Here is a 25,531-nt window from a genome sequence, read left to right on the forward strand (position 1 = left end):
CTATCTGTCTGACACCTGCCAGCGCGGATTGATCCATGGTTCCTGGTTGGACGGCGCCAGCGGCGTGCGGCCAAGAATGTGGTCGGCGGCCTTTTCGCCGGTCATGATCGACGGCGCGTTGAGATTGCCGTTGGTGACGCGCGGGAAGATCGAGGAATCGGCGACCCGCAGCCCTTCGACGCCGATGACACGGCATTCCGGATCGACGACGCTCATCGGATCATCGGCGCGACCTATCCTGCAGGTGCCGCAAGGGTGGTAGGCGCTCTCGGCGTGCTCGCGGATGAAGGCGTCGAGATCGTCGTCCGACTGCACATGCGGGCCCGGCGAGAGCTCCTCGCCGCGATAGAGATCGAATGCCGGCTGGCCGAAGATCTCGCGCGTCAGCCGGACGCAGTGGCGGAACTCGGTCCAGTCGTCCGGATGTGACATGTAGTTGAAGCGGATCACCGGCTTCGATCTGGGATCGGGCGAACGCAGCGTGACAGAACCGCGCGACTTCGATCGCATCGGCCCGACATGCGCCTGGAAACCGTGCGCCTTCGCCGCTGCCTTGCCGTCATAGCGAACCGCCGCCGGGATGAAATGATACTGGATGTCGGGATAGTCGACACCGGCGCGCGAGCGCACGAAGGCGGCCGCCTCGAAATGGTTGGTTGCGCCAAGACCCGACTTAAAGAACAGCCATTGCGCGCCGATTAGCGCCTTCGAGAACGGGTTCAGCACCGAATTCAACGTGATCGGCTGCGTCGATTCCTGCTGGATATAGAGTTCCATATGGTCCTGCAGATTGCGGCCGACGCCGGGCCGGTCGGCGACCACCGGAATGCCGTATTCCCTGAGATGTTCGGCCGGACCGATGCCGGACAGCATAAGGATCTTGGGCGAATTGATCGAGGAGGCGGCAACGATCACTTCACGTCGCGCCTTGATCACCTGGATCCGTTTGCGCGTTTCGATCTCGACACCGGTGGCGCGTTGATTCTCGATGATCACCCGCCGGGCGAAACCCTTGATAAGGCTAACATTTTTTCGCCTCAGCGCCGGCCTGAGATAGGCGCTCGCCGCCGACCAGCGGCGGCCGCCGCGAATGGTCTGTTCCATTGGCCCAAAGCCTTCCTGCTTCGCGCCGTTATAGTCGTCGGTCAGCTCGAAGCCGGCCTGACGGCCTGCCTCGACGAAGGCGCCGTAGAGTGGGTTCGTCCTTGAGCCGCGCTGCACCGACAGCGGGCCGCCGTGGCCGCGCCAGCCATTCTCGCCGCCGTTGCTGTCCTCCATGCGCTTGAAGTAGGGGAGCACGTCGGCAAACCCCCAGCCAGCCGCGCCCTGTTCGGCCCAATGGTCGAAATCGCGGGCGTGGCCGCGTACATAGACCATGCCATTGATCGAGGACGAGCCGCCGATGACCTTGCCGCGCGGCGTCGCCAGCACGCGGCCGCCGAGATGCGGCTCCGGCTCGCTGGCAAAGCCCCAGTCGTAGAGGCTCATGTTGAGTGGGATCGACAGCGCCGACGGCATCTGGATCAGCGGCCCGACATCGCTGCCGCCGAACTCGATGACGATCACCGAATGCTTGCCATCCTCCGACAGGCGGTAGGCCATGGCCGAGCCGGCCGAGCCGGAGCCGATGATGACGAAATCCGCCTCAAGCATGGTTCATATGCGCCATGAAATCAGCGAGCGAGGGAACAAGTGCCATCATTCGCCTCGCGGAAAGCGCTTCTGCTCTTCGAGCAGGTCAAGGTTCATGTGGTTGCGCATGTAGCGTTCCGAAGCTTTCTGCAGCGGCTGGAATTCCCAGGGGTAGTGAGTGCCGTTGCGCAGCGCCGGGTAGACCACCCAGCGGCGCGCCTGGCTGGTGCGCACGGCGGCGTCGAAGGCCGCCATGTCCCAGCGCGCCCGGACCTTTTCGGTGAAACCAGCAATCAAAGCGGCATGTGCCGGGTCGGCGGCGAGATTGGTCAGCTCGAGCGGATCCGATTCAAGATCAAACAGTTGCGGCGGATCGATCTCGCAATGGATGAATTTGTAGCGGCCCTCGCGGATCGCCACCATCGGCGCGTTGGAGCCTTCGGCAGCATACTCCATCAGCACCGGCGCAGTGCGTTCCTTACCGTCGAGCAGCGGCAGCAGCGACTGGCCGTCGGTCCATGGCGCAATCGCGCTCATGTCGATGCCGGCGAGGTCGCAAAGCGTCGGCGTGACATCGAGATTGGAGACTGGGGTCTCGATCAGCTTGGCGTGTATGCCCTTGCCGGCGATCATCAGCGGCACCCGCGCCGAGCCTTCGAAAAAGCACATCTTGAACCACAGGCCGCGCTCGCCGAGCATGTCGCCGTGATCCGAGCAGAACAGGATGATCGTATCGTCGAGCATTCGCGTGCGTTGCAGCACCGACAGCAATTCGCCGACCTTGTCGTCGAGATAGGAGATGTTGGCGAAATAGCCGCGCCGCGCACGGCGGATCTGCTCCGGCGTGATCTTGAAGCTGTCATAGTCGCTGGCCCGGTAGAGCCGCTGCGAATGCGGATCCTGCCTGTCGTAGGGAATGAAGCCCACCTCGGGCTCAAGCGCCGGGCAGTCCTCGTAGAGATCCCAATAGCGCCGCCGGGCGACATAGGGGTCGTGCGGATGGGTGAAGGAAACCGTCAGGCACCACGGCCGGCGCGAAGCGTCGTCGGAGACGCGAGCGAAATCATAGAGCTTCTGCACCGCGTGGAAAGCGACCTCGTCGTCATATTCCATCTGGTTGGTGATCTCGGCGACACCGGCACCGGCCACCGAGCCGAGATTGTGATACCACCAGTCGATCCGTTCACCGGGCTTGCGATAGTCCGGCGTCCAGCCGAAATCGGCCGGATAGATGTCGGTGGTCAGCCGCTCCTCGAAGCCGTGCAACTGGTCCGGCCCGACGAAATGCATCTTGCCGGACAGGCAAGTATGGTAGCCGGCGGCGCGCAGATGATGCGCATAGGTCGGGATCGACGAGACGAATTCGGCAGCGTTGTCATAGACCTCGGTGCGTGACGGCAACTGGCCGCTCATGAACGCTGCCCGGCCCGGTGCGCAGAGCGGCGAGGCGGTGTAGTTATTCTTGAAGCGCGTCGCGTGCGCCGCCAGTAGCTTCAGATGCGGCGCGTGCAGGAAGTCCGCTGGCCCATCCGGGAACAATGTGCCGTTGAGCTGATCGACCATGACGATCAGAAAATTGGGTCGCTTGGACGTCACTGCGCGCTCCGCCGGCTTAGTTTCGTTTCGAGATAATCCTCGATCAGTGCGATCGCAGTCGCGGCATTGGGCACGCCGTCCTTCAGCGCGCGCCTGATATACAGCCCGTCGATCAGCGCAGCGGTCGCCTCGGCGACACGGTCGGCTTCGCTTCTCGGCAGGATGCCGGTCAGCCCGCTCAACAGATTGGAATGCAGGCGCCTCGCATAGACCTTAAGCAGGCGGCGAAGTGCTGCCGATTTCTGCGCCTCGACATAGAAGGCGAGCCAGGCCGCAATCGTCTCCGGCTGGAACTGGGCGTCGGAGAAATTGACGGCGACCACCGCCGAGACGCGCTCGCGTGCCGTGCTGGCCGATCGAAGCGCGCGCCGCATGTCGGCGGTCAGCTCGGCCAGGATATGCCGCATCGTTGCCAGCAAAAGTTCGTCCTTGGCGCCGAAATAGTGATGGGCAAGCGCCGAGGACACGCCGGCGCGCCCGGCGATTTCCGACATCGTCACATCAAGCGAGCCGCGCTCGCCGATCGCTGAGATCGTCGCGTCGATGAGCGCCCTGCGGCGCAACGGCTCCATTCCGACTTTCGGCATTCTTGCTCCGGCCCTGTTGCGACAAGATTATTTTTTATTGACGGATCAATCAACAAAAATCCAGCCTGATTTTGTGGCAAAGGTCAGGCGCTATGACCAGATATCAAGATCAAGCGATTGTGTGGTTCTGGCCCCTTCACGAAGTCGGCGGAACGGTTCATGCTTGAACAATGCTGAGGCGCGCCGTGACATCGCGTAGCCCGGGCCTGCAGGATGGAGATTGCCATGACAGCATGCATCGTCGGCTGGGCGCATTCGCGCTTCGGCAAGCTCGAAGGCGAGACGCTGGAGAGTCTGATCACCAAGATCGCAACCGAAGCGCTCGATCATGCCGGCATCGGTCCGGACGAGGTCGACGAGATCGTGCTTGGCCACTTCAATGCCGGCTTTTCCGCGCAGGATTTCACCGCAAGCCTGGTCCTGCAGGCCGACGACCGGCTGCGCTTCAAGCCGGCAACCCGCGTCGAGAACGCTTGCGCGACTGGTTCGGCGGCGGTCAGGCAAGGCATCCGCGCCATCGACGCCAATGCGGCCCGTATCGTGCTCGTGGTCGGCGCCGAGCAGATGACGACAACGCCCGGCCCAGAGATCGGCAGGAACCTTCTCAGGGCCTCGTATCTGCCCGAGGAGGGCGACACGCCGGCAGGATTCGCCGGCGTTTTCGGCAAGATCGCGCAAGCCTATTTCCAGCGCTATGGCGACCAGTCGGACGCGCTGGCGATGATCGCCACCAAGAACCACAAGAACGGCGTCGACAATCCCTATGCGCAGATGCGCAAGGATTTCGGCTATGAGTTCTGCCGGCACGAGAGCGAGAAGAACCCATTCGTTGCCGGTCCCCTGAAGCGTACCGACTGTTCGCTGGTCTCGGACGGCGCCGCAGCCCTTGTCCTTGCCGACACGGCGACGGCGTTGAAGATGCGCCGCGCGGTCGCCTTCCGTGCCAACGAGCATGTGCAGGATTTCCTGCCAATGTCGAAGCGCGACATCCTTGCCTTCGAAGGCTGCGAGCATGCCTGGAACCAGGCGCTGAAGAAGGCGGGCGTGACGCTCGACGATCTGTCCTTCGTCGAGACGCATGACTGCTTCACCATCGCCGAGCTGATCGAATATGAGGCGATGGGCCTGGCGAAACCGGGTGAGGGCGCGAAACTGGCGCTGGATGGCGAGACGGCGAAGGACGGCCGGCTGCCGGTCAATCCGTCCGGCGGGCTGAAGGCCAAGGGTCATCCAATCGGCGCTACCGGCGTGTCGATGCACGTGCTGAGCGCCATGCAGCTCGTCGGCGAAGCCGGCGGCATCCAGGTGCCGGGCGCCAAGCTCGGCGGCATCTTCAACATGGGCGGCGCCGCAGTCGCCAACTACGTTTCCATTCTCGACCGGATCAGATAAAAGCGGCCCGCATTACAGCGCCCCGCGCCCCGTTAGGGCGCGCAAAGGACGCTGTAACACTTTGATTTTACGCGTGATCCTTTTCGAAAATCGATTCCGATTTTCGAGGTCATGCGTTAGCGGGGAAATCATGACAAATCCGGTTCTGGTCGAAGTTTTGCGCGGCGCTGTGGTCGAGAGCGCGCATCGTGGCGCCGTTGCGGTTTTCGATGCCGACGGCAACTCGGTCTGGGAAATCGGCGATACGGCCCGCCCGGTATTTCCGCGCTCAGCGGTCAAGGCTATCCAGGCGCTGCCGCTGGTCGAAAGCGGCGCCGCCGACGCGTTTGGCTTCGGCGACCGCGAACTGGCGCTTGCCTGCGCCTCGCATTCCGGCGAGCCGGCGCATGTCGAACTGGCGCGGGCGATGCTGGCGAAAGCCGGACTGGACGAGGCGGCGCTGGAATGCGGCGCGCATTGGCCGTCCAGCCATGATGCGACGGTTGCGCTGGCCAGCGCCGGCACCTTGCCAAACGCGCTGCACAACAATTGCTCAGGCAAGCATGCGGGCTTCCTCTGCACCTGCGTTCACGCCGGTATCGCCCATCGCGGCTATGTCAAATCAGGCCATGCCTCGCAGGAGATGGTGCGCGATGCGATGCAAGCGGTGACCGGGGCCGCCCATGACATCGATCATTGCGGCACCGACGGCTGCTCGATCCCGACCTATGCCGTGCCGCTACGCAGCTTCGCGCTCGGCTTTGCCCGCATGGCGACCGGCGTCGGCTTTGAACCCGTGCGCGCCAAGGCGGCAAAGCGGCTGCTTTGCGCCTGCATGGCCGAGCCCTTTCTGGTCGCCGGCACGGGCAGGGCTGATGTTGCGCTGATGGAGGCCGCACCCGGCCGGATTTTTGTGAAGGGAGGGGCCGAAGGCGTCTATTGCGCGGCTTTGCCCGAGCTTGGCCTTGGCGTGGCGTTGAAATGCGATGATGGCGCTGGCCGCGCGGCGGAAGTCATGGTCGCGGCATGCATGGCTAGGCTTTTGCACGCCGACAGGGCGCTGGCGGCGAAGCTGATCGAGCAGGCAAATCCACCCATCCAAAGCCGGGTTGGCGCCAAGGTTGGCGCTGTCAGGCCCACCGCCGCATTGAGCTGAGAACGGCATTCAGCTCACCTGATTGCGCTCGATGGTCAGATGCGCATAGCCGGCATTGCCTGATGAGGCGAGGTCGCCGGTCACCGGCTCGGCCCAGCGGTGGCCGACGATCGCGCCGTTTTGGGCGCCGTCGATGACATTGTCGGAGATGACCGCCGTTCCGGCGCCCTCGACCACGGTGACGGCGATGCCGGTTCCGGCCTTGCGGATGACGTTTGCGGTAGCGACCACATTGCGCATGAACGGCCCCCAGCCGATGTGCATGCCGTAGAGCGGCGCATTCTCGACGACGTTGCCGGAGACGGTGGTATCGGCCTCGACGTTGATACCGATGCCGAAACCGGGCGGATCGGCAGGATAGGGGCCGCTGGTCGAGAGATTGCGCACGATGTTTCCTGAACATACGCCCATACGGCCGCCTTCGTTGAAATTGACGATCGAGATGCCGTTGGCGGCGCCGTCGACGATGTTGTTGCTGAGGATCGCCCCCTCGAACGAGAATTCGGAATACACGGCGGTCTCGCCCGACCGCGAGCAGGTGTTGCCGGTGATGTGCAGATTGCTGGCGCTGTTGGCGCGGATCGCCGAAAACGCGCAGTCCGAGACGATATTGCCCGAGATGATGACGTTGCCGGCGCGGAACGCATTGATGCCGTTGCCGTTCTGGCCGGTTCCGCCGCTACGCGCCTGAATACGCTCGACGCGGTTGCCGCTGACGATCGTGCCGTCCTCGGCCGCTTGCCAGCGGTGCACGAGGATGCCGCCATTGGCGCAGTCGGACACAGTGTTGCCTGATATCGCCAAGCCGGTGGCTTCGACCGAATAGATGCCGGCGTCGGCAGCGCCTGATATTTCCGAGCGCTCGATGCGGCCCGAAGCGTGCTCGATCGCCAGGCCGTTCTTGCCGCTGCCTGATATCTGGCAATTGTCGATGACGAGGTGAGCGACGCGGCGCAGGTCGAGCAGTCCTTGCGCGTAGTCGCCCATCCAGCGGTTGGTGCCGTCGAACACCAGCCCGGTGAATTCGATGTGCTCGGCCTGTTCCGCCATGAGCAGATGGCCGTTGCCGCCATAGACGATCCGCGATGCACCCGGCACCCCGGAAAGTCTGATACGGCTAGGCAGCGAAAGGTTGGATAGGACATAGGTTCCCGGCGGCAGGAACACCGGCATGTCGCGATCGCTTGCGTCGCGCAGCAGCCTGGTGAAGGCCTTGCTCTGGTCGTCAAGTGCGCCGGGCCGCACGCCGAGGTCGGCAGCGTTGATCGAGCCGCGCATCGAGGCATTGTCGACGGCGGGCAGGCTGGCCGCCGCTGCCTTGCCGAGCGAGAGGCCCATGACGGCAAAGCCGGCGGTCTGCGTAAGCAATTTTCGTCTGTTCAACATCGGCACAGTTTCCCAGCGTTCGGCCATCGCACCGCAGGAATCGTGCCAGGCCGGATCGGCCCCGGCCCGGTTTGCGGCAATGGCTTGTGAAGTCGCCGCGCGAGGCATAAGTTCGATTAATGAGCAGAGCCTTCACGCGCGAAGAGGATAGCGAAAACGCCATTGCCGGCATCGGCGAGCGGCCGATCAGCCATCACCGCAATCTGGTGACGGAACGCGGCCTGGCGATGATCGACTCCGAACTGGCTGCCCTGCGCGATGATTTGGGCAGGGCGGAGAAGAGGGCCGACCGCGAGCGCATCGCGCTCATATCGCGCGACCTGCGCTACTGGACCGCGCGGCGTGAAAGCGCCGAGCTTTCCCTACCGGAACCGGGCAGCGACCTGGTTCGCTTTGGCATGGGCGTCACGCTGGAAGGCGATGACGGCAGGAAGGTACACTGGAAGATCGTCGGCGAGGATGAGGCCGATCCGGCCAAGGGCACAATTTCACATGTTTCACCGATGGCCCTGGCCTTGTACGGCAAGAGGATCGGCGAAATTGCCGTGGTGAACGGCAAGGAATGGGAGATCGTCAAGCTCTCCGACAATTAGTCCTCGACCTTGATGACATGGTCGCGGAAGAATGCCGCCGCGCCGGCCTCGTCGATCTCGCCGGCGGCAACGCCCATGACGAATTCGTAGACCGTGCCGTTGTCGGCCGTCAGCGTATAGCCGTTGACAATTAGGAACGCGCTGGCGGCGACGATGGCCGTGCGCTTGTTGCCGTCGACAAAGGCATGATTTCTGGCGATGCCGAAGATATAGGCCGCAGCCAAATCCTCGATCGATGGATCACCGTAGTTCGTCTTGTTCTCGGCGCGGGCGAGCGTCGATTCAAGAGCATTCTCGTCTCTCAAACGCTGCGCGCCACCATGCCGGCGCAGCTGCTCCGCGTGCATCGCTTCCACGGCGCGCCGGCTCAGGAATTGCAAGCTCATTCGGCGAGCTTCTGAAGCGCGACCTTGTATTTGTCCATCACCTCGCGGGCAGCTTTCATTTGCCGCTCGAAGTTATCGTCCACCGGCTTCAGCGCAAGGCCGTCACCTGTTTCAACGATTTGAAGCTGGTCGCCAGCCTTCAGGTTCAGACGATCGAGAAGCTCCCTCGGCAGGATCACCCCTTCGGAATTGCCGATCTTGCGGATGGTCGTGTTCATAGCGCTGCACCCTTGTTGCAACACATATTATAACGCGACCTGCTCTCCGTTACAACGGATATTATAACAGGCTCAGCCGACTTGCAGCAGCCGATCGATCAGCCGTTCCGCCGCTTCAGGGATGACTGTGCCCGGCGGGAAGATTTCCGCGGCACCCGCCTGCAACACGGCATCGTAATCCTGCGGCGGGATGACGCCGCCGGCGACGATCAGCATGCCGTCGCGCCCGAGCTTCTTCAGCGCACCCTTGAGTTCGGGAATGAGCGTCAGGTGCCCCGCTGCCAGCGAGGAGGCGCCGACGATATGCACGTCATGCTCGGCCGCGAGCCTCGCGATCTCTTCCGGCGTCTGGAACATCGGCCCGACGGTGACGTCGAAGCCGAGATCGGCAAAGGCGGTGGCGATGACCTTCTGGCCGCGGTCATGGCCGTCCTGTCCCATTTTGGCCACGAGAATGCGCGGCTTGCCGCCGGATTTCTCCTCGAACGCCACGATCTTGTCCTGCAGCCGGTCGACCACCGGATTGTCGCCAAGCGCCTTGCGGTAGATGCCGGAGATCGTCTGGACCGAGGCGACATGGCGGCCGAAGACCTTTTCCAGCGCCAGCGAAATCTCCCCGACCGTGGCGTTGGCGCGCGCGGCGCGGATGGCGAACTCCAGCAGATTTTCGCCGCCCTCCGCAGCGCGGCTCAGCGCATCCAGCGCGCTCTCGACAGCGCCGACGTCGCGCGTGCCTTTCAGCCTTTGCAGCTTCGACAATTGCCGAGCCCTGACTTCGGCATTGTCGATCTTCAGCACGTCGACCTCGATATCAGTCCCGGGGCGGTGGGCGTTGACGCCAACCAGTATCTGCTCACCGGAATCGATCCGTGCCTGCGTGCGCGCGGCGGCCTCTTCGATACGCAGCTTGGGTATGCCTTTTTCGGTTGCAGCGGCCATGCCGCCCAGGCTCTCGATCTCTTCGATATGGGCAAGCGCGCGCGCCGCCAGATCATGCGTCAGCCGTTCGAGATAGGCAGAGCCGCCCCACGGGTCGATGATACGGGTGGTGCCGGATTCCTTTTGCAGGATCAGCTGGGTGTTGCGGGCGATGCGAGCCGAATGATCCGTCGGCAGCGCCATCGCCTCGTCGAAGGCGTTGGTGTGCAGCGATTGCGTAAGACCCTGCGTCGCCGCCATTGCCTCGATCATGGTGCGGACGATGTTGTTGTAAGGGTCCTGCGCCGTCAGCGACCAGCCCGAAGTCTGGCAATGGGTGCGCAGCGACAGCGAGCGCTCGTCCTTCGGCAAGAAGTTCTTCAGCATCAGGCTCGACCACAAAAGGCGGGCTGCCCTCAACTTGGCGACCTCCATGAAGAAATTCATGCCGATCGCCCAGAAGAACGAAAGGCGCGGCGCGAAGCGGTCGATATCGAGACCGGCGGCGACGCCGGCGCGGGCATATTCGATGCCGTCGGCGATCGTATAGGCGAGCTCGAGGTCGGCGGTCGCTCCTGCCTCCTGCATGTGATAGCCGGAGATCGAAATCGAATTGAACTTCGGCATGTGCTGCGAAGTGTAGGAAAAAATGTCGGACACGATCCGCATCGAAGGCTTTGGCGGATAGATGTAGGTGTTGCGCACCATGAACTCTTTCAGGATGTCGTTCTGAATGGTCCCGGCGAGATCCTTCTGCGCAACCCCCTGTTCTTCCGCCGCCACGATGTAGAGCGCCATGATCGGCAGCACCGCGCCGTTCATCGTCATCGACACCGTCATTTCATCAAGCGGGATGCCGTCGAAGAGCTGGCGCATGTCGAGGATGGAATCGATGGCGACGCCGGCCATGCCGACATCGCCGGCAACACGCGGATGATCGCTGTCGTAGCCGCGATGCGTGGCGAGGTCGAAAGCGACCGACAGTCCCTTCTGGCCGGCCGCAAGGTTGCGCCGGTAAAAAGCATTCGACTCTTCCGCCGTCGAGAAGCCGGCATATTGCCGGATCGTCCAGGGCTGCTGGACATACATGGTCGGGTAGGGGCCGCGCACGAATGGCGGCAGGCCCGGATAAGTGTCGAGATGCGGCAATCCCTTGAGGTCGCCCTGGTTATACAGATGCTTGATGGCCAGACCTTCCGGCGTCATCCGTTGGCCCTTGACCTCGACCGGCGCCCGGCGCGGCGTCGACCAGCCGACTTGGCTGAAATCCGGGATCATGTTGCTATTCCGATCGATTGATCGATGCGGATCGGAAACAGCGGCTCGCACACCGCCACGCCTTCCGTGAAGGCGGGTCGCGGCTCTGCCGCCAGCGTCTCGACCGGACGTTCGGTCTTCGACGGGTGATGCGTCGTGCCGATGATGGCCCGCTCGCCCGCCTGATAGGCAGCATTGCGGCGGGCGGAGGCGGCCTGAACCCGTTTCTGGATGTGTCCTTGCTGCAGGCTGGACAGCACGCCACCTTCCGCCTCGATCCGCTGGAATTCTTCCCAGGCCGCTTCGCAGAGTTCGGCGGTCAGTGCTTCGACGGCGCCCGAACCGCAAGCAGGGTCGACGACATGATCAATATGGCTTTCGTTGGCCATGATCAGTTGCGTATTGCGGGCGACACGGCGGGCAAAGCCCGCCGGCAGGCCATGCGCTATCGTATGCGGCAGGATGGAGATCGAATCCGCCCCGCCGGCCGCGGCGGCAAAACCGGCAATGGTACTGCGCAAGATATTGGTCTCTGGGTCCGCCGAAGTCATCATGCGGAACGACGTCTCGGCATGGATGTTGGCGGTGGAGGCGGAGATCGAGCATGCCTCCTGAACACGCGCCCACAGCCTGCGCAGGGCCCTGACCTTGGCCATCGACACGAACTGGTCCTGGTCGACGCTCAGCGCAAAGCCGATATGGGGCGCCGCATAGACAAGCGGCTGGCGCGCCTCCTCGAACATCCGGAGATAGGAGACCGCCGAAGCCATCATGGTGCCCAGCTCCTGCGCTTCGGTGGCGCCGGCATTGTGGAAGACGCGCCCGTCTGCCTCCAGCAGAACCCCGGGCACGCCCATCGAGAAAAAATGCGCCAGGGACTGCGGCATCGACGCCTGCAGGGCTTCGATCGACATGCGCAACCGGCCGGTTCCGGCAAATATCGCCGCCGGATCGATGCCGAATGAAAGGTTGAGCTTTGCCGGATCTGACCGGCGCTTGCTCAAGAACGCAACCAGCCAGTCGGCCACGGCGCGGCTCCAGGGATGGGCGTCGATGCGGACCTGGGTGCGATTGAGCGGCACACCGTCCAGCACGGTCTCCAGCGCCTCGGCAGTCCTCGGCAGGCCATAGCCGAACGCATTCGGCGCGCCTTCGAAGACAAGCGACAATCCGGTGGCGCCCTGTGCGACGTCTTCCAGGGCCTGGGCTTTGGCGCGGCCGATATCCGGATCGTCGATACGCTGGCTGACGATCCACGGCGATCTCGGATTTGCCCGCGCGAGAGGCTCTGCGGTGACCGAACGATCATAGAGCGGCTCGATGCGGATCGCATCGTCCGTATGGGACACGAGCTTTTCCTCGAAGGTTCCGCCGGCCAGGGCTTTTTCCGCAAGGGCCAGCCACCGCTGCCGGTCAGGGTTCGGAAGTTCGGCATCATGGTTCAAGGCACCGGCGCCCATCCGCTCTCCTCGTCTTATCGGCCGCATCGGCCTGGAACGTCAGTCTACGGTTCCCAGTCGCAGATCACAATGCAACACGCTTCCTGCGACAGTGAACCGTCAACCGATTGCCAAACATGCGCAAAATCCGCAAGCTCCAAAAAAACTCAATTTCGACCATGGCCATTGTCGCTGCGCAATGGCGTCATTATACCTGCGGCGAGCCCGGTTACTTTCAATAGATCAGGGCGTTCAACACTTCAGGTTTGCGGAGACCCGACACATGGCTGACGACACCAGTATTTTCATAGGGGCCAGCCGCAAGCCTGATGACAGCTACCAGCGCGCCGAAAATCTGCTGCTTCAGTATGGCAATCGCCACGGCCTGGTCACCGGTGCGACCGGCACCGGCAAGACCGTGACCTTGCAGATTCTGGCGGAAGGTTTCTCCAATGCCGGCGTGCCGGTCTTCTGCGCCGACATCAAGGGCGACCTGTCCGGTATCGCCATGATGGGCACGGCACAGGATTTTCTGGTCAAGCGCGCCGAGCAGGTCAAGCTCGATCCTTATGAATTCCAGGAGTTTCCGGTCATCTTCTGGGATCTGTTCGGCGAGCAGGGCCATCCGATACGCGCCACCGTCTCGGAAATGGGGCCGCTGCTTCTGTCGCGGCTGATGAACCTCTCCGAGGCGCAGGAAGGCATCATGAACATCGCCTTCCGTATCGCCGACGAAGAAGGCCTGTTGCTGCTGGACCTGAAGGACCTGCAAGCACTTCTTGCCAACATTGCCGATCGCGCCCAAGAAATCGGAGCTCGCTACGGCAATGTCACCAAGCCTTCGGTCGGCGCTATCCAGCGCACCTTGCTGGTCCTGGAGCAGCAGGGGGCGACGAATTTCTTCGGCGAACCGGCACTGCGGATCGCCGACATCATGCGCACCACCCGCGACGGGCGCGGCGCCATCAGCGTGCTGGCCGCCGACAAGCTGATGGCGAATCCCCGGCTCTATGCGACATTCCTTTTGTGGCTGATGTCGGAGCTGTTCGAGGAACTGCCTGAAGTCGGCGACCCCGACAAGCCAAAGCTGGTCTTCTTCTTCGACGAGGCGCACCTTCTGTTCGACGATGCGCCGAAGGTGCTGATCGACCGGGTCGAGCAGGTGGTCCGCCTGATCCGCTCGAAGGGCGTCGGCGTTTACTTCGTCACCCAGAATCCGCTGGATATCCCTGAAACGGTTCTGGCCCAGCTCGGCAACCGGGTGCAGCACGCGCTTCGCGCCTACACGCCGCGGGAGCAGAAGGCGGTGAGGACGGCCGCCGAGACGTTCAGGCCCAATCCCGACTTCGACTGCGCGACCGTGATCACACAGCTCGGCACTGGCGAGGCGTTGGTCTCGACGCTGGAAGCGAAGGGCGCTCCTTCGATGGTCCAACGGACGCTGGTTCGCCCGCCGTCGTCACGACTTGGTCCGATCACGCCTGACGAGCGCCGCAAGCTGATCACTGAGAGCCCGGTTGCGGGGCAGTACGACCAGACCATCGATCGCGAATCGGCTTTCGAGATGCTGCAGAAAAAAGCCAAGGACGCTCTGGACGCAGAGGCGCAGCAGCAGGAGAGCGGCCGCTCACGCTGGACCATTCCAGGCTTCGACAATGACAGCCCCCCGCCCCAGACCACCGGCAGCAGGCGTACATCGGCACCCAGACCGTCCAATCGCCAGACGGTGGCGGAGGCGGCGATCAAATCGGTGGTTCGTTCCGTCGGCTCGTCCGTGGGCCGGGCGATCGTGCGCGGCATTCTGGGGAGTCTCGCCAGGGGGCGGTGAGAGCATCGGACCCAAAAAGGTGGGAATCGGCCGGGCGCGCCGAGTCTGAAAAATCCCGTCACGGCACACGTCATTTCAGGTTGGCCCTAGCTGAATTGCCGCAAATGCAGAACCGGGTGGCCATTGTGAGGAGACTCCTTATAACGGTTGATGAGATTGCGATAACCAAGGGGAGACGATGCGTTACATACGTCCGCTTTCAATCGAAGACGCCGTTGGCCAGTTGACCGGCTCGTCCGGCACAGCCGCCATTCTCGCCGGAGGCAGCGACCTGCTGGTGAGGATGAAAGGCGGCTTCATCGAACCCGAGCTGATCGTCGACATCAAGGCGATCGATGGGCTCAGCGAAATCAGGGAAACGGCGGAGGGCTTCAGCATTGGTGCCGCGGTCCCCTGCGCTGCATTGGGAGAGAACGCGGCCCTGAAGACAGCATGGCCTGGCGTCGTCGAAGCGGCTAAGCTGATCGGCTCCAAGCAGGTACAGGGGCGCTGCACCATCGTCGGCAATCTCTGCAACGCCTCGCCGGCCGCCGATAGCGTGCCGGCGCTGGTGGCCGCCCACGCCAGGGCGTTGGTTATCGGGCCCGGAGGCAAGCGCACAATCCCAGTGGAAACCGTGCCGACCGGGCCGGGCAAGACGTCGCTCGCCAAGGGAGAGATCATCGAGGCGATCCTGCTCGACAGGCGCGCGCCGCGCTCCGGCGATGCCTATCTGCGTTTCATTCCACGCACGGAGATGGACATCGCCGTGGTCAGCGCCGGCGTGAACCTGACGCTTGATGAGCAAGGTGTCGTCAAGGCGGCCCGCGTGGCCCTGGGCGCCGTGGCCGCGACGGTGCTGCTGGTCGAGGAGGCCGCCGAGGCCCTCATCGGCAGGAAGATGGACGAAGCAGCACTTGAGCGGCTCGCCAAGGTCTGCGCGGGGGCCTGCCGTCCGATCGACGACAAGCGCGGCACCGTCGAATTCAGAAGAAAAGTTGCGGGTGTGCTGGCCAGGCGGGCCGCCATGACCGCCTATGCACGTGCAGGAGGCAAATGATGGCCGGCGTAGCAGTCTCAACGACAATCAACGGCGACAATTTCGAATACCTTTGCCAACCGGACGAGACGCTGCTCGATGTGCTGCGCGACCGCCTCGGCCTGACCGGTGCCAAGGAAGGCTGCGGCACCGGCGACTGCGGCGCCTGCAGCATCATCCTCGACGACCGGCTGGTGTGCTCGTGCCTGGTGCTTGGCGCGGAGGCCGAGGGCCGGCGCGTCGAGACCGTCGAAGGCATGGCGCATGGCGACAGGCTGCATCCGCTGCAGCAGAAGTTCCTCGAACACGCAGCACTGCAATGCGGCATCTGCACGCCGGGCTTCCTGATTGCGGCCAAGGACCTTTTGGCCAAGAACCCCGACCCGACCGAGGAGGAAATCCGCTTTGGCCTCGCCGGGAATCTCTGCCGCTGCACCGGCTATGACAAGATCGTGCGCGCCGTCCAGGACGCCGCCAGCGTGATGAAGGGAGCCTGACGATGAATTTCGATCCGCGTTATTCGGGACGCAATTTCACATCCGTCGGCACTCGCCCCATCCGTCCCGACGGCGTCGACAAGGTGACGGGCCGCGCCCGCTACGGCGCGGATTTCAACATGGCCGGCCAGCTGGTCGGGCGTGTTCTGAGAAGCCCGCACGCCCACGCCACGATCAGGAAGATCGACACGTCGAAGGCGGAGAAGCTCCCCGGCGTCAAGGCGGTGATCACCGCCGCCGACCTGCCTGACCTCACCGATGGCGATGCCGCCATGTACGACATCCTCGACAACTGCATGGCGCGCAAGAAGGCGCTCTATGACGGCCATGCGGTGGCCGCGGTCGCAGCGGTCGACGCCCGCATAGCGAGGCAAGCGCTGAAGCTGATCGAGGTCGACTATGAGGTGCTGCCGCATGTGACCGATGTCGACGAGGCGATGAAGCACACGGCACCCCTGCTCAACGACGCGATCTTCACCGAGGGCCTTGAGGAGAAGCCCGTCAAGCCTTCCAACGTCACCAAGCGCACCCAGTATGGCCATGGCGACATCCATGAGGGTTTCGGCCAGGCCGATTTCGTCGTCGAACGTTCCTTCAAGACCGAGCAGACGCATCAGGGCTATATCGAGCCGCATGCCTGCGTGGCCAATGTCAGCTCCGACGGGACCGCCGACCTCTGGGTCTGCACGCAAGGGCATTTCGTCTATCGCCAGCATTGCGCCCAGTTGCTTGGCATGGAAGCCTCGAAGCTGCGCGTCACCTCGTCGGAGATCGGCGGCGGTTTCGGCGGCAAGACTCATGTCTGGGCCGAGCCGGTGGCGCTGGCGCTGTCGCGCAAGGCTGGCCGGCCGGTTAAGTTGGTCATGACGCGCGACGAGGTGTTCCGCGCCTCTGGGCCGACAAGTGCCACCTCGATCGACGTCAAGATCGGTGCCCGCAAGGACGGCACGATCACCGCAGCCGAGGCGACCTTGCGCTATTCCTGCGGCCCCTATGCCGGCATGTGGGCCGAGATCGGTGCCATGACCGCGTTTGCCTGCTACAGGCTCGAGAACGTCAAGACGGTCGGCTATGAAGTTCTGGTCAACCGGCCGAAGACCGCCGCCTATCGCGCGCCGTCAGCGCCGATGGCTGCCTTCGCGGTGGAGAGCGCAATCGACGAACTGGCCAAGGAGATCGACATGGACCCGGTCGAATTCCGGATCAGAAACGCCGCGCAGGAGGGCACCAGATCGTCCTACGGCCCGGTATATGGCCCGATCGGCATCGGCCCGACGCTCGAAGCGGCGAAGAACCACCCGCACATGAAGGCTCCGCTCGGCAAGAACCAGGGCCGCGGCATGGCTTGCGGCTTCTGGTTCAACTTCGGCGGCCAGACCTGTACGGACCTCAACATCGGCATGGACGGCTCGGTCTCGCTTGCCGTCGGAACCGTTGACGTCGGCGGCTCGCGCGCTTCGCTGTCGCTGGTGGCCGCGGAAGAACTTGGCATCGCCTATGAGCAGGTCAAGGCGGTGGTCGCCGATACTTCCAGCCTCGGTTACAATGATATGACGGACGGCAGTCGGGGCACCTTCTCGTCCTCTATGGCGACGATCTCGGCCGCCCGCAACGCGATCAAGGTCCTGCGGGAACGCGCCGCGCAGATGTGGGACATTTCCGTCGACGACGTGGCCTGGGAACAGGGCCATGCGGTCGCCAAGGGCGAGAAGCACGGCAACCTCGGAAAACTGTCGCTGAAGGAGATCGCGGCCGAGTCGGGCAAAACTGGAGGGCCGATTGCCGGCCACAGCGAACTCGTCGCCGATGGCGCGGGCGTCTCCTTCGCCACCCATATCTGCGATATCGAGGTCGATCCCGAGACCGGCGCCACGAAGGTGCTGCGCTACACCGTCGTCCAGGACGCCGGCAAGGCGGTGCACCCGACCTATGTGGAGGGACAGTACCAGGGGGGCGCCGCGCAAGGCATCGGCTGGGCGCTCAACGAGGAGTATATCTACGGCAAGGACGGGCGGCTTCAGAATGCTGGCTTCCTCGACTACCGCATCCCGGTCTGCTCGGACCTGCCGATGATCGACACGCAGATCCTCGAGATCCCCAACCCCAACCACCCTTACGGGGTGCGCGGCGTCGGCGAGACATCGATCGTGCCGCCGCTGGCGGCGATCGCCAATGCGGTGTCGAACGCCGCGGGCGTGCGGATGACGCATATCCCGATGTCGCCGCCGCGCATCCTGGCGGCGATCGAGGCCGAACGGGCAGGCTGATGGTTGAAGTGACGCTCTGGGGATCGCTTGGCGCGGCCGCCGGAGGCAAGAACAAGGTCGACATCGAAGCAAAGGACATAAGGGAGCTGTTCAGGAAGCTGGCTGAACAGTATCCCGGCCTGGAGCCCTTGATCGATCGCGGCATTGCCGTCGCCATAGACGGGACGATCTATCGCGATACCTGGTCGAAGGAATTGCCAGAAGGTGCTGAAATTTTCCTGCTGCCGCGTCTTGCCGGAGGATGACTGGACAACCGTGTTGACCTGCCATGTAGGCTCGAGAAACCTCGGTTATTCACGAGAGTTCTTGGCCAGTTCAGCCGGCGAGTTCGGCTCCTTTTTGATGACTGCTTCTGGGCCGAAGCAGGATTGGCAGCTTTGAGGCTTGATTTCTTGGAAGCGGACCTTCAGCCTTCCGCGGGCCTCGACGTGGTCCGAACCTGAGCAGCCATAGCGCATTTGCGCAACTGGACGCGGTAGCGCCAAGATAGATGTGGCGGCCGACGGCATCCGCTGTGGTCTTGTCTCTGCCGCTACATCACGATGAAGCCGTTCGGTTAGGCATGCTCCCTGTGGCGCGACACCTTCTCGCGGTTTCCGCAAGTCCGCATGCTGCACCAGCGGCGTTTCCCGCCTCGCGACGTGTCCAGGAAAAGCCAGCCGCAGCGCGGACAGGAGCGCAGCCTTTCCCGCGACAGGGTGAAGAAGGCTTCCACCGACAGCACGGCCAGGAAGGCCGTGACGGCGGCCGGGTTCCGCCACTCGACCAAAGTGAGTTCCGGTCGCGCGTCGGTCGGTAAGATGGACCCGGCGGCAAGCCCGCTTGCCGCACCGGAAAACAGGAAGCTCAGCGCCTCCATCGCGGGGGGCCGGCCCGCGGCGATCGCCCCGAAGACCCGGGCCGACGCCTCCCGCACCGCGTGGACCCGTTCGATGAGCGGTTCGCCCGTTATGCTGGCGACCGCTTCTGCCTGGCGAGCATCTGCAAGCCCCGATGCCTTGAACCAGTTTCCGATGTCCCGGGCGGATTTAAGCAGTTCGTTATCCTGCTCGGGCACCCGCCGATTGAACACGGCGTTCGCCAGGTCGAGGGCGGGGTGCCCGCCAATGAAGTGCTCCTGCACCCATTGCGTATGTGCGTTCGCCACGGAACCTAACCTCGTCTGACCTGTTATCCGGTTACAAGCACTGTAACCGCTATAATATGGAAATCCGGTTTCGAGGCCAGGGCGATGTCACGTCCGGCACGAGAAGGAGGAATGAGAGATGCAAAACCATCACCACAAGACCCGCCACGAGACCATCGATGTCAAAGGCCTGGACATCTTCTACCGGCATGCCGGCGACCCGGCGAGGTCGGCGATCCTGCTGCTGCACGGCTATCCGACCTCGTCTTACATGTATCGCAACATCATCGAGCCATTGGCGGAAACCGCCTATGTCCTTGCGCCGGATCTGCCTGGTTTCGGCTACTCCTCCGCGCCATCCGCCGATGCCTACGACTACACGTTCGAGAACATTGCCGACACGATCGACGCGTTCCTCGCTGCGCTGGACCTCGAGGGATTCTTCCTGTTTATCCACGATTTCGGCACCCCGGTAGGCTATCACCTCGCAACACGCCGGCCGGACCGCATCCGTGGTCTGATTGTCCAGAACGGCAATGCGCATGAGGAGGGGCTGGGGCAGGGATGGGACGCCCCGAAGGCGTTCTTTGCCGACCCGACCGAGGAGAACAGGGCCAAGCTCCCCGACTGGATGAATTTCGAGACGACCCGATACCAGTATGTCGGAGAGCAGCCGGAGCGCCTGGCGTCTCTCTATCCTCCCGAGGGTTGGCATCTCGACTGGGAGCGTCTGTCGCGGCCCGGAATCATCGATATCCAGTTCAAGATCTTCTCCGATTACGGGTCGCACATTGCGCGTTTCCCGACCATCCGGGCCTACCACTCCGAGCATCAGCCGCCGTGCCTTCTGCTTTGGGGTAGGCACGATCCCTTGTTTGATATCAACGAGATCATGGCATACAACCGCACCCTTGATGCGCTGGAGATCCACGTCTTCGAAAGCGGACACCAGCTTTTGGAAACCCATCATAGAGAATGCGCGGCTCTTGTGAGCCGCTTCATGCTCGACGTGGACGCCGGCGTGTTTCGAGATTCCGCCAAGTGACGGCGGCAGAGAACTCGGCGGGGTGCGTGAATGCTTTGGCGTGTCCGGATCGACAGTGAGAAGGGCGAATGTCCGCTCCTCCAGCACTTTCGACCAGCTCAGAAAATCGAGTCCGAGATTGTTCTGGCCGCGCCGAGCAGGATCGATCCTTCCGGCACGCCGTCATCGATCGGAATGGCCTTCCGGTTTGCTGGGGCATCCATCGGTTCACCGATACCGGAGGTAACGATCACCGGCGCCTTGCCGGGCACGCGGTCGTAGAGATCGATAATGTCCTGATTTATCAAGCGAACGCAGCCAGATGACACCGATTTACCTATGGAGTTCCACTCCGGCGAGCCGTGCAGGCGGTAAAGTGTGTCCTGGTTGCCCTGGAAGAGATACAGCGCACGCGCGCCGAGCGGGTTCGTGAGGCCGCCGGGCATGCCGCCATTGTCGGCGCTGTATTTTGCGAGCTCAGGCTGCCGGGCAATCATTTCGTCCGGCGGGGTCCATTTCGGCCATTTCTGCTTCCATTGGACGACGGCGTCGCCCGACCATTCGAAACCGGCACGACCCAGTCCGACGCCATAACGGATGGCTTGTCCGCCCGGACGCACGAGATAGAGGTGGTGGCCGGCCGTATCGACGACGATGGTGCCGGGCCGTTGGCCGGTCGGATCGGGAACGATCTGACGCAGAAATTGCTCGTCGATTTTCTCGAACGGTATGCCCGGGAGGTCGAACCCACCGTCGCTGACCGGAGCGTACATTGTTGCATAGTCCAGGAGCGGCGGCTCGACACTGACTGGCGGCGGAGGCTGAACCGGCTGCCCTCCCACCGTGGTGCAGGCGGAAACCGCAATCGAGGCGGCGCCGAGCGCAGCGGCGTTGAGAAAGCCGCGACGGCTCAGGCGATAGGATTCGATTTCGGTTGTGGACATGGTTGCCTTTTTTTAGGTCTCAAATCGAAACAAAACATGAATACGCCGATCACTACGGCGCCAGCCCTACCAATGCCCCGGCGCGATAGGCGGTTCCGATTCTGGCCTGAGGGTGGACAAACAAAGGCAAAGCTGTGACGGCGCCGCCGCTGTTGCACCGAGGCAACAGGCCTACGGCGCCGCGTCCATTTGGACGCGTAAAGGACGCTGTGGCACTTTTACTTTGCCCACGATCCTTTCCAAAAATCGATTCCGACTTTGGGGTCATGCGCTAGCCTCCGGCCAACAGGCCTTCGAGCGAGGGCAGGATCAGGGCCGGCGGAAAGTCCCGGTATTCCTCGGGCTGGTTGGAGCGGTTGATCCAGACTGTCCGGAAGCCGAATTTGGTCGCGCCGGCGACGTCCCAGCGGTTGGATGACTGAAACGACACCGCGCCCGGATAGAGGCGCCAGCCTGTCGTGATCAAGTCGTAGACCGACGGATCGGTCTTGAAGCGCCTGACGGCATCGACGGAATAGATGTCGTCCAGAACCTGGTCGAGCGCGGCGGATTTGACCGCCGCTTCCAGCATTTCAGGCGAGCCGTTGGAGAGGATCGCCAGTCTCGCGCCCGATGCCTTGAGCGCCTTGAGCACGGCCGGCACCTCCGGATAGCAGTCGAGCCGCCAATAGGCGTCGAGCAGCTTGGCCCTGAGCCCCTTGTCTGCGGAGGGAACCTTACGCAAGGCGAAATCGAGCGCCTGCTCGGTGAGTTGCCAGAAATCGGCGTAGGCGCCCATCAGCGTCCTCACCCAGGAATATTCCAGCTGCTTGGCGCGCCAGATCTCCGAAAGCAGCTGGCCGTCTGGCCCGATCTGGTCGGCATGACGGCGTACGGCGGCATGCACGTCGAACAGCGTGCCGTAGGCGTCGAAAACGTAAGCCGCATGGTGCATGATGACAGTTTTGCGGCGAGGCAGGGCAAGGCGCAAGCACAGATTGCAGTTCACATAGCGCTGGCCTCAACAAATCTCAGCGATGCCCGTTGACGGCAGACGCCAAAGCATCTTCCATTGGCGACACAGGACAGCTCTGAAACGGAACCAAGCGATGACACTGGCGACTGCGGCGCAATCCGCGACATGGACCTTCGTGGACGGCGACTGGCACGAAGGCAACGTCGCCATTCTGGGGCCGCGCAGCCATGCCATGTGGCTCGGCACCAGCGTGTTCGACGGCGCCCGCTGGTTCGAGGGCGTCGCCCCCGACCTCGATCGCCACGCCGCGAGGGTGAACGCCTCGGCGATCGCGCTCGGCCTCAAACCATCCATGAGCACCGAAAAAATCGTCGGGCTAACCTGGGACGGGCTGAAGAAGTTCGATGGCAAGACGGCGGTCTATATCAGGCCGATGTACTGGGCCGAGCATGGTGGTTACATGGGCGTGCCGGCCGATCCGGCCTCGACCCGTTTCTGCCTTTGCCTCTACGAATCGCCGATGATCTCGCCAGCGGGCTTTTCGGTCAGCGTCTCGCCGTTCCGGCGCCCGACCATCGAAACCATGCCGACCAATGCCAAGGCCGGTTGCCTCTATCCCAACAACGGCCGTGCCATCCTCGAAGCCAAGATGCGCGGCTTCGACAACGCCTTGGTGCTCGACATGTTGGGCAATGTCGCCGAGACCGGAACCTCGAACATTTTCCTGGTCAAGGACGGCCATGTCCTGACGCCGGCGCCGAATGGCACGTTCCTGTCCGGCATCACCCGCTCGCGGACGATGACGCTGCTTGGCGAGTACGGGTTCAAGACCACCGAGAAGACGCTGTCGGTGGGCGATTTCCTCGAAGCAGACGAGATATTCTCGACGGGAAACCATTCGAAAGTCGTGCCGGTCACCCGCATCGAGGACCGCAATCTACAACCCGGGCCTGTAGCCAAGAAGGCGCGCGAACTCTATTGGGATTGGGCGCATTCGACTTCGGCCGGATGACTGGCTAAAGCTGACTGGCTAAAAAGCGAACCGGCGCTTCATTCCGGAGTTGCTCCACATCAATCCAGACCTATGTTAGTCCGGTATCGACACCGGATTTTTTCCACGAGGAGTACGACCGATGGCTTTTGAACTGCCCGCCTTGCCCTATGACTACGAGGCCTTGCAGCCTTACATGTCGAAGGAGACGCTGGAGTACCATCACGACAAGCACCACAAGGCCTATGTTGACAACGGCAACAAGCTGGCTGCCGAAGCCGGCCTGGGCGATTTGTCGGTCGAAGACGTTGTAAAACAGTCCTTCGGCAAGAATGCCGGGCTCTTCAACAATGCCGCCCAGCACTACAACCACATCCATTTCTGGAAGTGGATGAAGAAGGGCGGCGGCGGCAACAAATTGCCGGGCGCGCTGCAAAAGGCATTCGACAGCGACCTTGGCGGCTACGACAAATTCAAGGCGGACTTCATCGCCGCCGGAACCACTCAGTTCGGTTCGGGCTGGGCCTGGGTTTCGGTCAAGGACGGCAAGCTGGCGATCTCGAAGACCCCGAACGGCGAGAACCCGCTGGTCCATGGCGCGACGCCGATCCTGGGCGTCGATGTCTGGGAGCACTCCTATTACATCGACTATCGCAACGCCCGGCCGAAATATCTCGAAGCTTTCGTCGACAGTCTCATCAACTGGGACTACGTTCTCGAGACATACGAAAAGGCGTAAGCCGTTCGAGTTGCAGAAAAGCCCCGGAAACGGGGCTTTTCTTTTGGCTCGAGATCGGTCGCTCATTTCCACACAAGAACGACTGTCGCAAAAATTCACACAAGCGTGAGGCGAATTTCCGGAATTTTTAAGCCACCTTTGCCGTTATCGATCGGTACCGACCTTTACCCGAAAACGTCTTCACCAAGGAGCCAGTTGAATGAGAAAGCTTATCCTCGCCATCTCGATGCTCGCCTTCGCCGGTTCGGCGGCGTTTGCCGATCCGATCCAGGACCGGCAGGCCCTGATGAAGGAACGTGGAAAGATCGCCGGCCAATTGTCGAAAGTTGTCAAGGGCGAGGCCCCTTACGATGCCGCCGCCGTGCTGACGGCATTGCAGGCGCTGCAGGCCAACGCGGAGAAATTCCATGCCAACGTCGACACTTTTTTCCCGGCGGGCAGCGACACCGGCGACACCACGGCTGCTCCCAAGATCTGGGAAGATATGGCCGGCTTCAAGGAGGTTGAGGGCAAGTATCTCGCCAACGTCAAGGCTGCGGCGGCCGCCGCCCCTGCCGACGTCGATGCCTTGAAGGCGCAGTTCAATACCATTGGCGGTGATTGCGGCACCTGCCACCAGACCTACAGGATAAAGAAGGGCTGATAGCGGGCGATGCGCCTGCCGAAAAAACTCGTCGGCGCCGCTCTTCTTCTAGGCGCCGCCGGCGCAGTTGCCGGCTGGTTCCTGTCGGCGCCGGTCAGGCTAGACACTGAGACCCTGGCGCAGCTCGGCCCCGGCGATGCCGCCAGGGGCAAGCGTATTTTTTATGCCGGCGGCTGCACGTCCTGTCATGCGAAGCCAGGCTCGCAGGGCGATACCCGCCTTCAACTGGCCGGCGGTCTCCAACTCAAGACGCCGTTCGGGACTTTCGTGCCGCCAAACATTTCGCAGGATGCCAAGGACGGTATAGGCGCCTGGTCGGTGGAAGACCTCGCCAACGCCATGCTGAAGGGTGTGTCGCCGGGCGGCGAACATTTTTACCCCGCGTTTCCCTATTCATCCTACGCGCGCATGAAGCCGACCGATATTGCCGATCTCCATGCCTTCATGAAGACGCTCCCCGCTGTCACCGGCAAGGCGCCGCCCAATGCGCTAGGATTCCCGTTCAACATCCGTCGCGGCATCGGGCTGTGGAAACGTCTCTATTTGGGCGATCAGCCGGTGGTTTCCTTTCCGGACGGGACGCCGCAGCCGGTGCTGGCAGGTCGCTATCTGGTCGAAGGGGCTGGCCATTGCGGCGAATGTCATACGCCGCGGGATTTCATCGGTGGCAGCAAGAAAAGCCAGTGGCTAGCGGGTGCTGCGGCCGCCGAAGGCAGCGGCATCGTCCCGAACATCACTTCGGGCGAAGGCGGGCTCGGTGACTGGTCAGAGACCGATATCGCCTACTATCTCGAAACCGGCTTCACGCCGGATTTCGATTCCGTGGGTGGCGCTATGGTCGATGTGCAGAGAAACATGGCCGAGCTGACGCCCGAGGACCGCGCGGCGATCGCAGCCTATCTGAAGGCCATACCGCCGCATCCCAACGGCTATCCGGCACGCAAGCAGCCTTCGAGCTAA

At 62.8% G+C, this 25,531-nt stretch carries 25 protein-coding genes and 1 tRNA gene; 14 read left to right on the forward strand and 12 right to left on the reverse strand.

Annotation, left to right across the window (positions count from 1 at the left end):
* From betA to betI, 3 genes are read right to left on the reverse strand one after another with little or no spacing between them, the layout of a single operon-like run.
* The gene (betA, locus tag CIT25_RS21575) at nt 1-1,653 is read right to left on the reverse strand and encodes a choline dehydrogenase (protein WP_095486512.1); all 1,653 of its coding nucleotides are present in this window, start codon (nt 1,651-1,653) and stop codon (nt 1-3) included.
* A 45-nt stretch (nt 1,654-1,698) separates the two neighbouring features.
* Entirely contained in the window at nt 1,699-3,228 is a 1,530-nt protein-coding gene (gene betC / locus CIT25_RS21580; protein ID WP_095486513.1) for a choline-sulfatase, read from the reverse strand.
* Nucleotides 3,225-3,815 carry a choline-binding transcriptional repressor BetI gene (gene betI, locus CIT25_RS21585; protein ID WP_095486514.1) on the reverse strand — a complete coding sequence of 197 codons (591 nt, stop codon included), beginning with the start codon at nt 3,813-3,815 and terminating at the stop codon, nt 3,225-3,227. The genes betC and betI overlap by 4 nt, the downstream gene beginning before the upstream one ends.
* A 225-nt stretch (nt 3,816-4,040) precedes the next feature.
* Here betI and CIT25_RS21590 point away from each other — a divergent pair, with 225 nt between their 5' ends.
* Together CIT25_RS21590 and CIT25_RS21595 are read left to right on the forward strand one after the other, a co-directional pair.
* Nucleotides 4,041-5,207, forward strand: a complete 1,167-nt coding sequence (locus tag CIT25_RS21590) for an acetyl-CoA acetyltransferase (RefSeq protein ID WP_095486622.1) — start codon at nt 4,041-4,043, stop codon at nt 5,205-5,207.
* Nucleotides 5,208-5,337: 130 nt separating this feature from the next.
* Nucleotides 5,338-6,342: an asparaginase gene (locus CIT25_RS21595; RefSeq protein WP_095486515.1), complete on the forward strand. Its 1,005-nt coding sequence runs from the start codon at nt 5,338-5,340 to the stop codon at nt 6,340-6,342.
* Nucleotides 6,343-6,351: 9 nt separating this feature from the next.
* On the opposite strand, the gene CIT25_RS21600 is transcribed toward CIT25_RS21595, so the two are convergent.
* Nucleotides 6,352-7,728, reverse strand: coding sequence for a TIGR03808 family TAT-translocated repetitive protein (locus CIT25_RS21600; protein ID WP_095486623.1), 1,377 nt, complete (start codon nt 7,726-7,728; stop codon nt 6,352-6,354).
* Between the two features lie 119 nt (nt 7,729-7,847).
* Between CIT25_RS21600 and CIT25_RS21605 the strand changes: the two genes are divergently transcribed.
* Complete coding sequence (locus tag CIT25_RS21605; protein ID WP_095486516.1) at nt 7,848-8,321, forward strand: GreA/GreB family elongation factor; 474 nt, start codon at nt 7,848-7,850, stop codon at nt 8,319-8,321.
* Here CIT25_RS21605 and CIT25_RS21610 read toward each other — a convergent pair.
* The 4 genes from CIT25_RS21610 to CIT25_RS21625 form a co-directional block, all read right to left on the reverse strand.
* The gene (locus CIT25_RS21610; RefSeq protein ID WP_095486517.1) at nt 8,318-8,707 is read right to left on the reverse strand and encodes a type II toxin-antitoxin system death-on-curing family toxin; all 390 of its coding nucleotides are present in this window, start codon (nt 8,705-8,707) and stop codon (nt 8,318-8,320) included. The two genes, CIT25_RS21605 and CIT25_RS21610, sit on opposite strands and share 4 nt — an antisense overlap.
* Nucleotides 8,704-8,925 (reverse strand): AbrB/MazE/SpoVT family DNA-binding domain-containing protein, encoded by a 222-nt coding sequence (locus CIT25_RS21615; protein WP_095486518.1) that lies wholly within the window; start codon nt 8,923-8,925, stop codon nt 8,704-8,706. The genes CIT25_RS21610 and CIT25_RS21615 overlap by 4 nt, the downstream gene beginning before the upstream one ends.
* 72 nt (nt 8,926-8,997) lie before the next feature.
* The gene (scpA, locus tag CIT25_RS21620) at nt 8,998-11,121 is read right to left on the reverse strand and encodes a methylmalonyl-CoA mutase (RefSeq protein WP_095486519.1); all 2,124 of its coding nucleotides are present in this window, start codon (nt 11,119-11,121) and stop codon (nt 8,998-9,000) included.
* On the reverse strand, nt 11,118-12,560 hold the full coding sequence (locus CIT25_RS21625; RefSeq protein WP_095486520.1) for a methylmalonyl-CoA mutase subunit beta: 1,443 nt from the start codon (nt 12,558-12,560) through the stop codon (nt 11,118-11,120). Before CIT25_RS21625 ends, scpA begins: the two co-directional genes overlap by 4 nt.
* A gap of 262 nt (nt 12,561-12,822) precedes the next feature.
* Between CIT25_RS21625 and CIT25_RS21630 the strand changes: the two genes are divergently transcribed.
* The 5 genes from CIT25_RS21630 (at nt 12,823) to CIT25_RS21650 (ending at nt 18,394) form a co-directional block, all read left to right on the forward strand.
* Nucleotides 12,823-14,367, forward strand: a complete 1,545-nt coding sequence (locus CIT25_RS21630) for a helicase HerA-like C-terminal domain-containing protein (protein WP_095486521.1) — start codon at nt 12,823-12,825, stop codon at nt 14,365-14,367.
* A 178-nt stretch (nt 14,368-14,545) separates the two neighbouring features.
* The gene (locus tag CIT25_RS21635) at nt 14,546-15,406 is read left to right on the forward strand and encodes an FAD binding domain-containing protein (RefSeq protein WP_095486522.1); all 861 of its coding nucleotides are present in this window, start codon (nt 14,546-14,548) and stop codon (nt 15,404-15,406) included.
* The gene (locus CIT25_RS21640) at nt 15,406-15,882 is read left to right on the forward strand and encodes a (2Fe-2S)-binding protein (RefSeq protein WP_095486624.1); all 477 of its coding nucleotides are present in this window, start codon (nt 15,406-15,408) and stop codon (nt 15,880-15,882) included. Before CIT25_RS21635 ends, CIT25_RS21640 begins: the two co-directional genes overlap by 1 nt.
* A 2-nt stretch (nt 15,883-15,884) precedes the next feature.
* Nucleotides 15,885-18,149, forward strand: a complete 2,265-nt coding sequence (locus tag CIT25_RS21645; RefSeq protein WP_095486523.1) for a xanthine dehydrogenase family protein molybdopterin-binding subunit — start codon at nt 15,885-15,887, stop codon at nt 18,147-18,149.
* Nucleotides 18,149-18,394: a MoaD/ThiS family protein gene (locus CIT25_RS21650; protein ID WP_095486524.1), complete on the forward strand. Its 246-nt coding sequence runs from the start codon at nt 18,149-18,151 to the stop codon at nt 18,392-18,394. Before CIT25_RS21645 ends, CIT25_RS21650 begins: the two co-directional genes overlap by 1 nt.
* A gap of 311 nt (nt 18,395-18,705) precedes the next feature.
* Here the strand turns inward: CIT25_RS21650 and CIT25_RS21655 are convergent, their stop codons facing one another.
* Nucleotides 18,706-19,296: a CGNR zinc finger domain-containing protein gene (locus CIT25_RS21655; RefSeq protein WP_095486525.1), complete on the reverse strand. Its 591-nt coding sequence runs from the start codon at nt 19,294-19,296 to the stop codon at nt 18,706-18,708.
* A gap of 118 nt (nt 19,297-19,414) precedes the next feature.
* Between CIT25_RS21655 and CIT25_RS21660 the strand changes: the two genes are divergently transcribed.
* On the forward strand, nt 19,415-20,320 hold the full coding sequence (locus CIT25_RS21660; RefSeq protein ID WP_095486526.1) for an alpha/beta fold hydrolase: 906 nt from the start codon (nt 19,415-19,417) through the stop codon (nt 20,318-20,320).
* A 98-nt stretch (nt 20,321-20,418) separates the two neighbouring features.
* Here CIT25_RS21660 and CIT25_RS21665 read toward each other — a convergent pair whose 3' ends face one another.
* The 3 genes from CIT25_RS21665 to CIT25_RS36410 all read right to left on the reverse strand — a co-directional run bounded on the left by CIT25_RS21665 (nt 20,419) and on the right by CIT25_RS36410 (nt 21,855).
* Entirely contained in the window at nt 20,419-21,243 is an 825-nt protein-coding gene (locus tag CIT25_RS21665) for a L,D-transpeptidase (protein ID WP_095486527.1), read from the reverse strand.
* A 271-nt stretch (nt 21,244-21,514) separates the two neighbouring features.
* Nucleotides 21,515-21,814, reverse strand: a complete 300-nt coding sequence (locus tag CIT25_RS36405) for an HAD-IA family hydrolase (protein WP_158302624.1) — start codon at nt 21,812-21,814, stop codon at nt 21,515-21,517.
* Nucleotides 21,777-21,855, reverse strand: a tRNA-Phe gene (locus tag CIT25_RS36410). Before CIT25_RS36410 ends, CIT25_RS36405 begins: the two co-directional genes overlap by 38 nt.
* A 139-nt stretch (nt 21,856-21,994) precedes the next feature.
* Here CIT25_RS36410 and CIT25_RS36415 point away from each other — a divergent pair.
* The 5 genes from CIT25_RS36415 to CIT25_RS21690 all read left to right on the forward strand — a co-directional run bounded on the left by CIT25_RS36415 (nt 21,995) and on the right by CIT25_RS21690 (nt 25,531).
* Nucleotides 21,995-22,270: a hypothetical protein gene (locus CIT25_RS36415; RefSeq protein WP_158302625.1), complete on the forward strand. Its 276-nt coding sequence runs from the start codon at nt 21,995-21,997 to the stop codon at nt 22,268-22,270.
* A gap of 61 nt (nt 22,271-22,331) precedes the next feature.
* Nucleotides 22,332-23,210 (forward strand): branched-chain amino acid aminotransferase, encoded by an 879-nt coding sequence (locus tag CIT25_RS21675; RefSeq protein WP_095486528.1) that lies wholly within the window; start codon nt 22,332-22,334, stop codon nt 23,208-23,210.
* A 121-nt stretch (nt 23,211-23,331) separates the two neighbouring features.
* A complete protein-coding gene (locus CIT25_RS21680; protein WP_095486529.1) occupies nt 23,332-23,928 on the forward strand; it encodes a superoxide dismutase in 597 nt (198 codons plus the stop codon).
* 199 nt (nt 23,929-24,127) lie between these two features.
* On the forward strand, nt 24,128-24,571 hold the full coding sequence (locus CIT25_RS21685) for a c-type cytochrome (protein WP_095486530.1): 444 nt from the start codon (nt 24,128-24,130) through the stop codon (nt 24,569-24,571).
* A 9-nt stretch (nt 24,572-24,580) separates the two neighbouring features.
* Nucleotides 24,581-25,531 carry a cytochrome c gene (locus CIT25_RS21690; protein ID WP_095486531.1) on the forward strand — a complete coding sequence of 317 codons (951 nt, stop codon included), beginning with the start codon at nt 24,581-24,583 and terminating at the stop codon, nt 25,529-25,531.

This window comes from Mesorhizobium mediterraneum (genome assembly GCF_002284565.1).
GTDB classification, from domain to species: domain Bacteria; phylum Pseudomonadota; class Alphaproteobacteria; order Rhizobiales; family Rhizobiaceae; genus Mesorhizobium; species Mesorhizobium mediterraneum.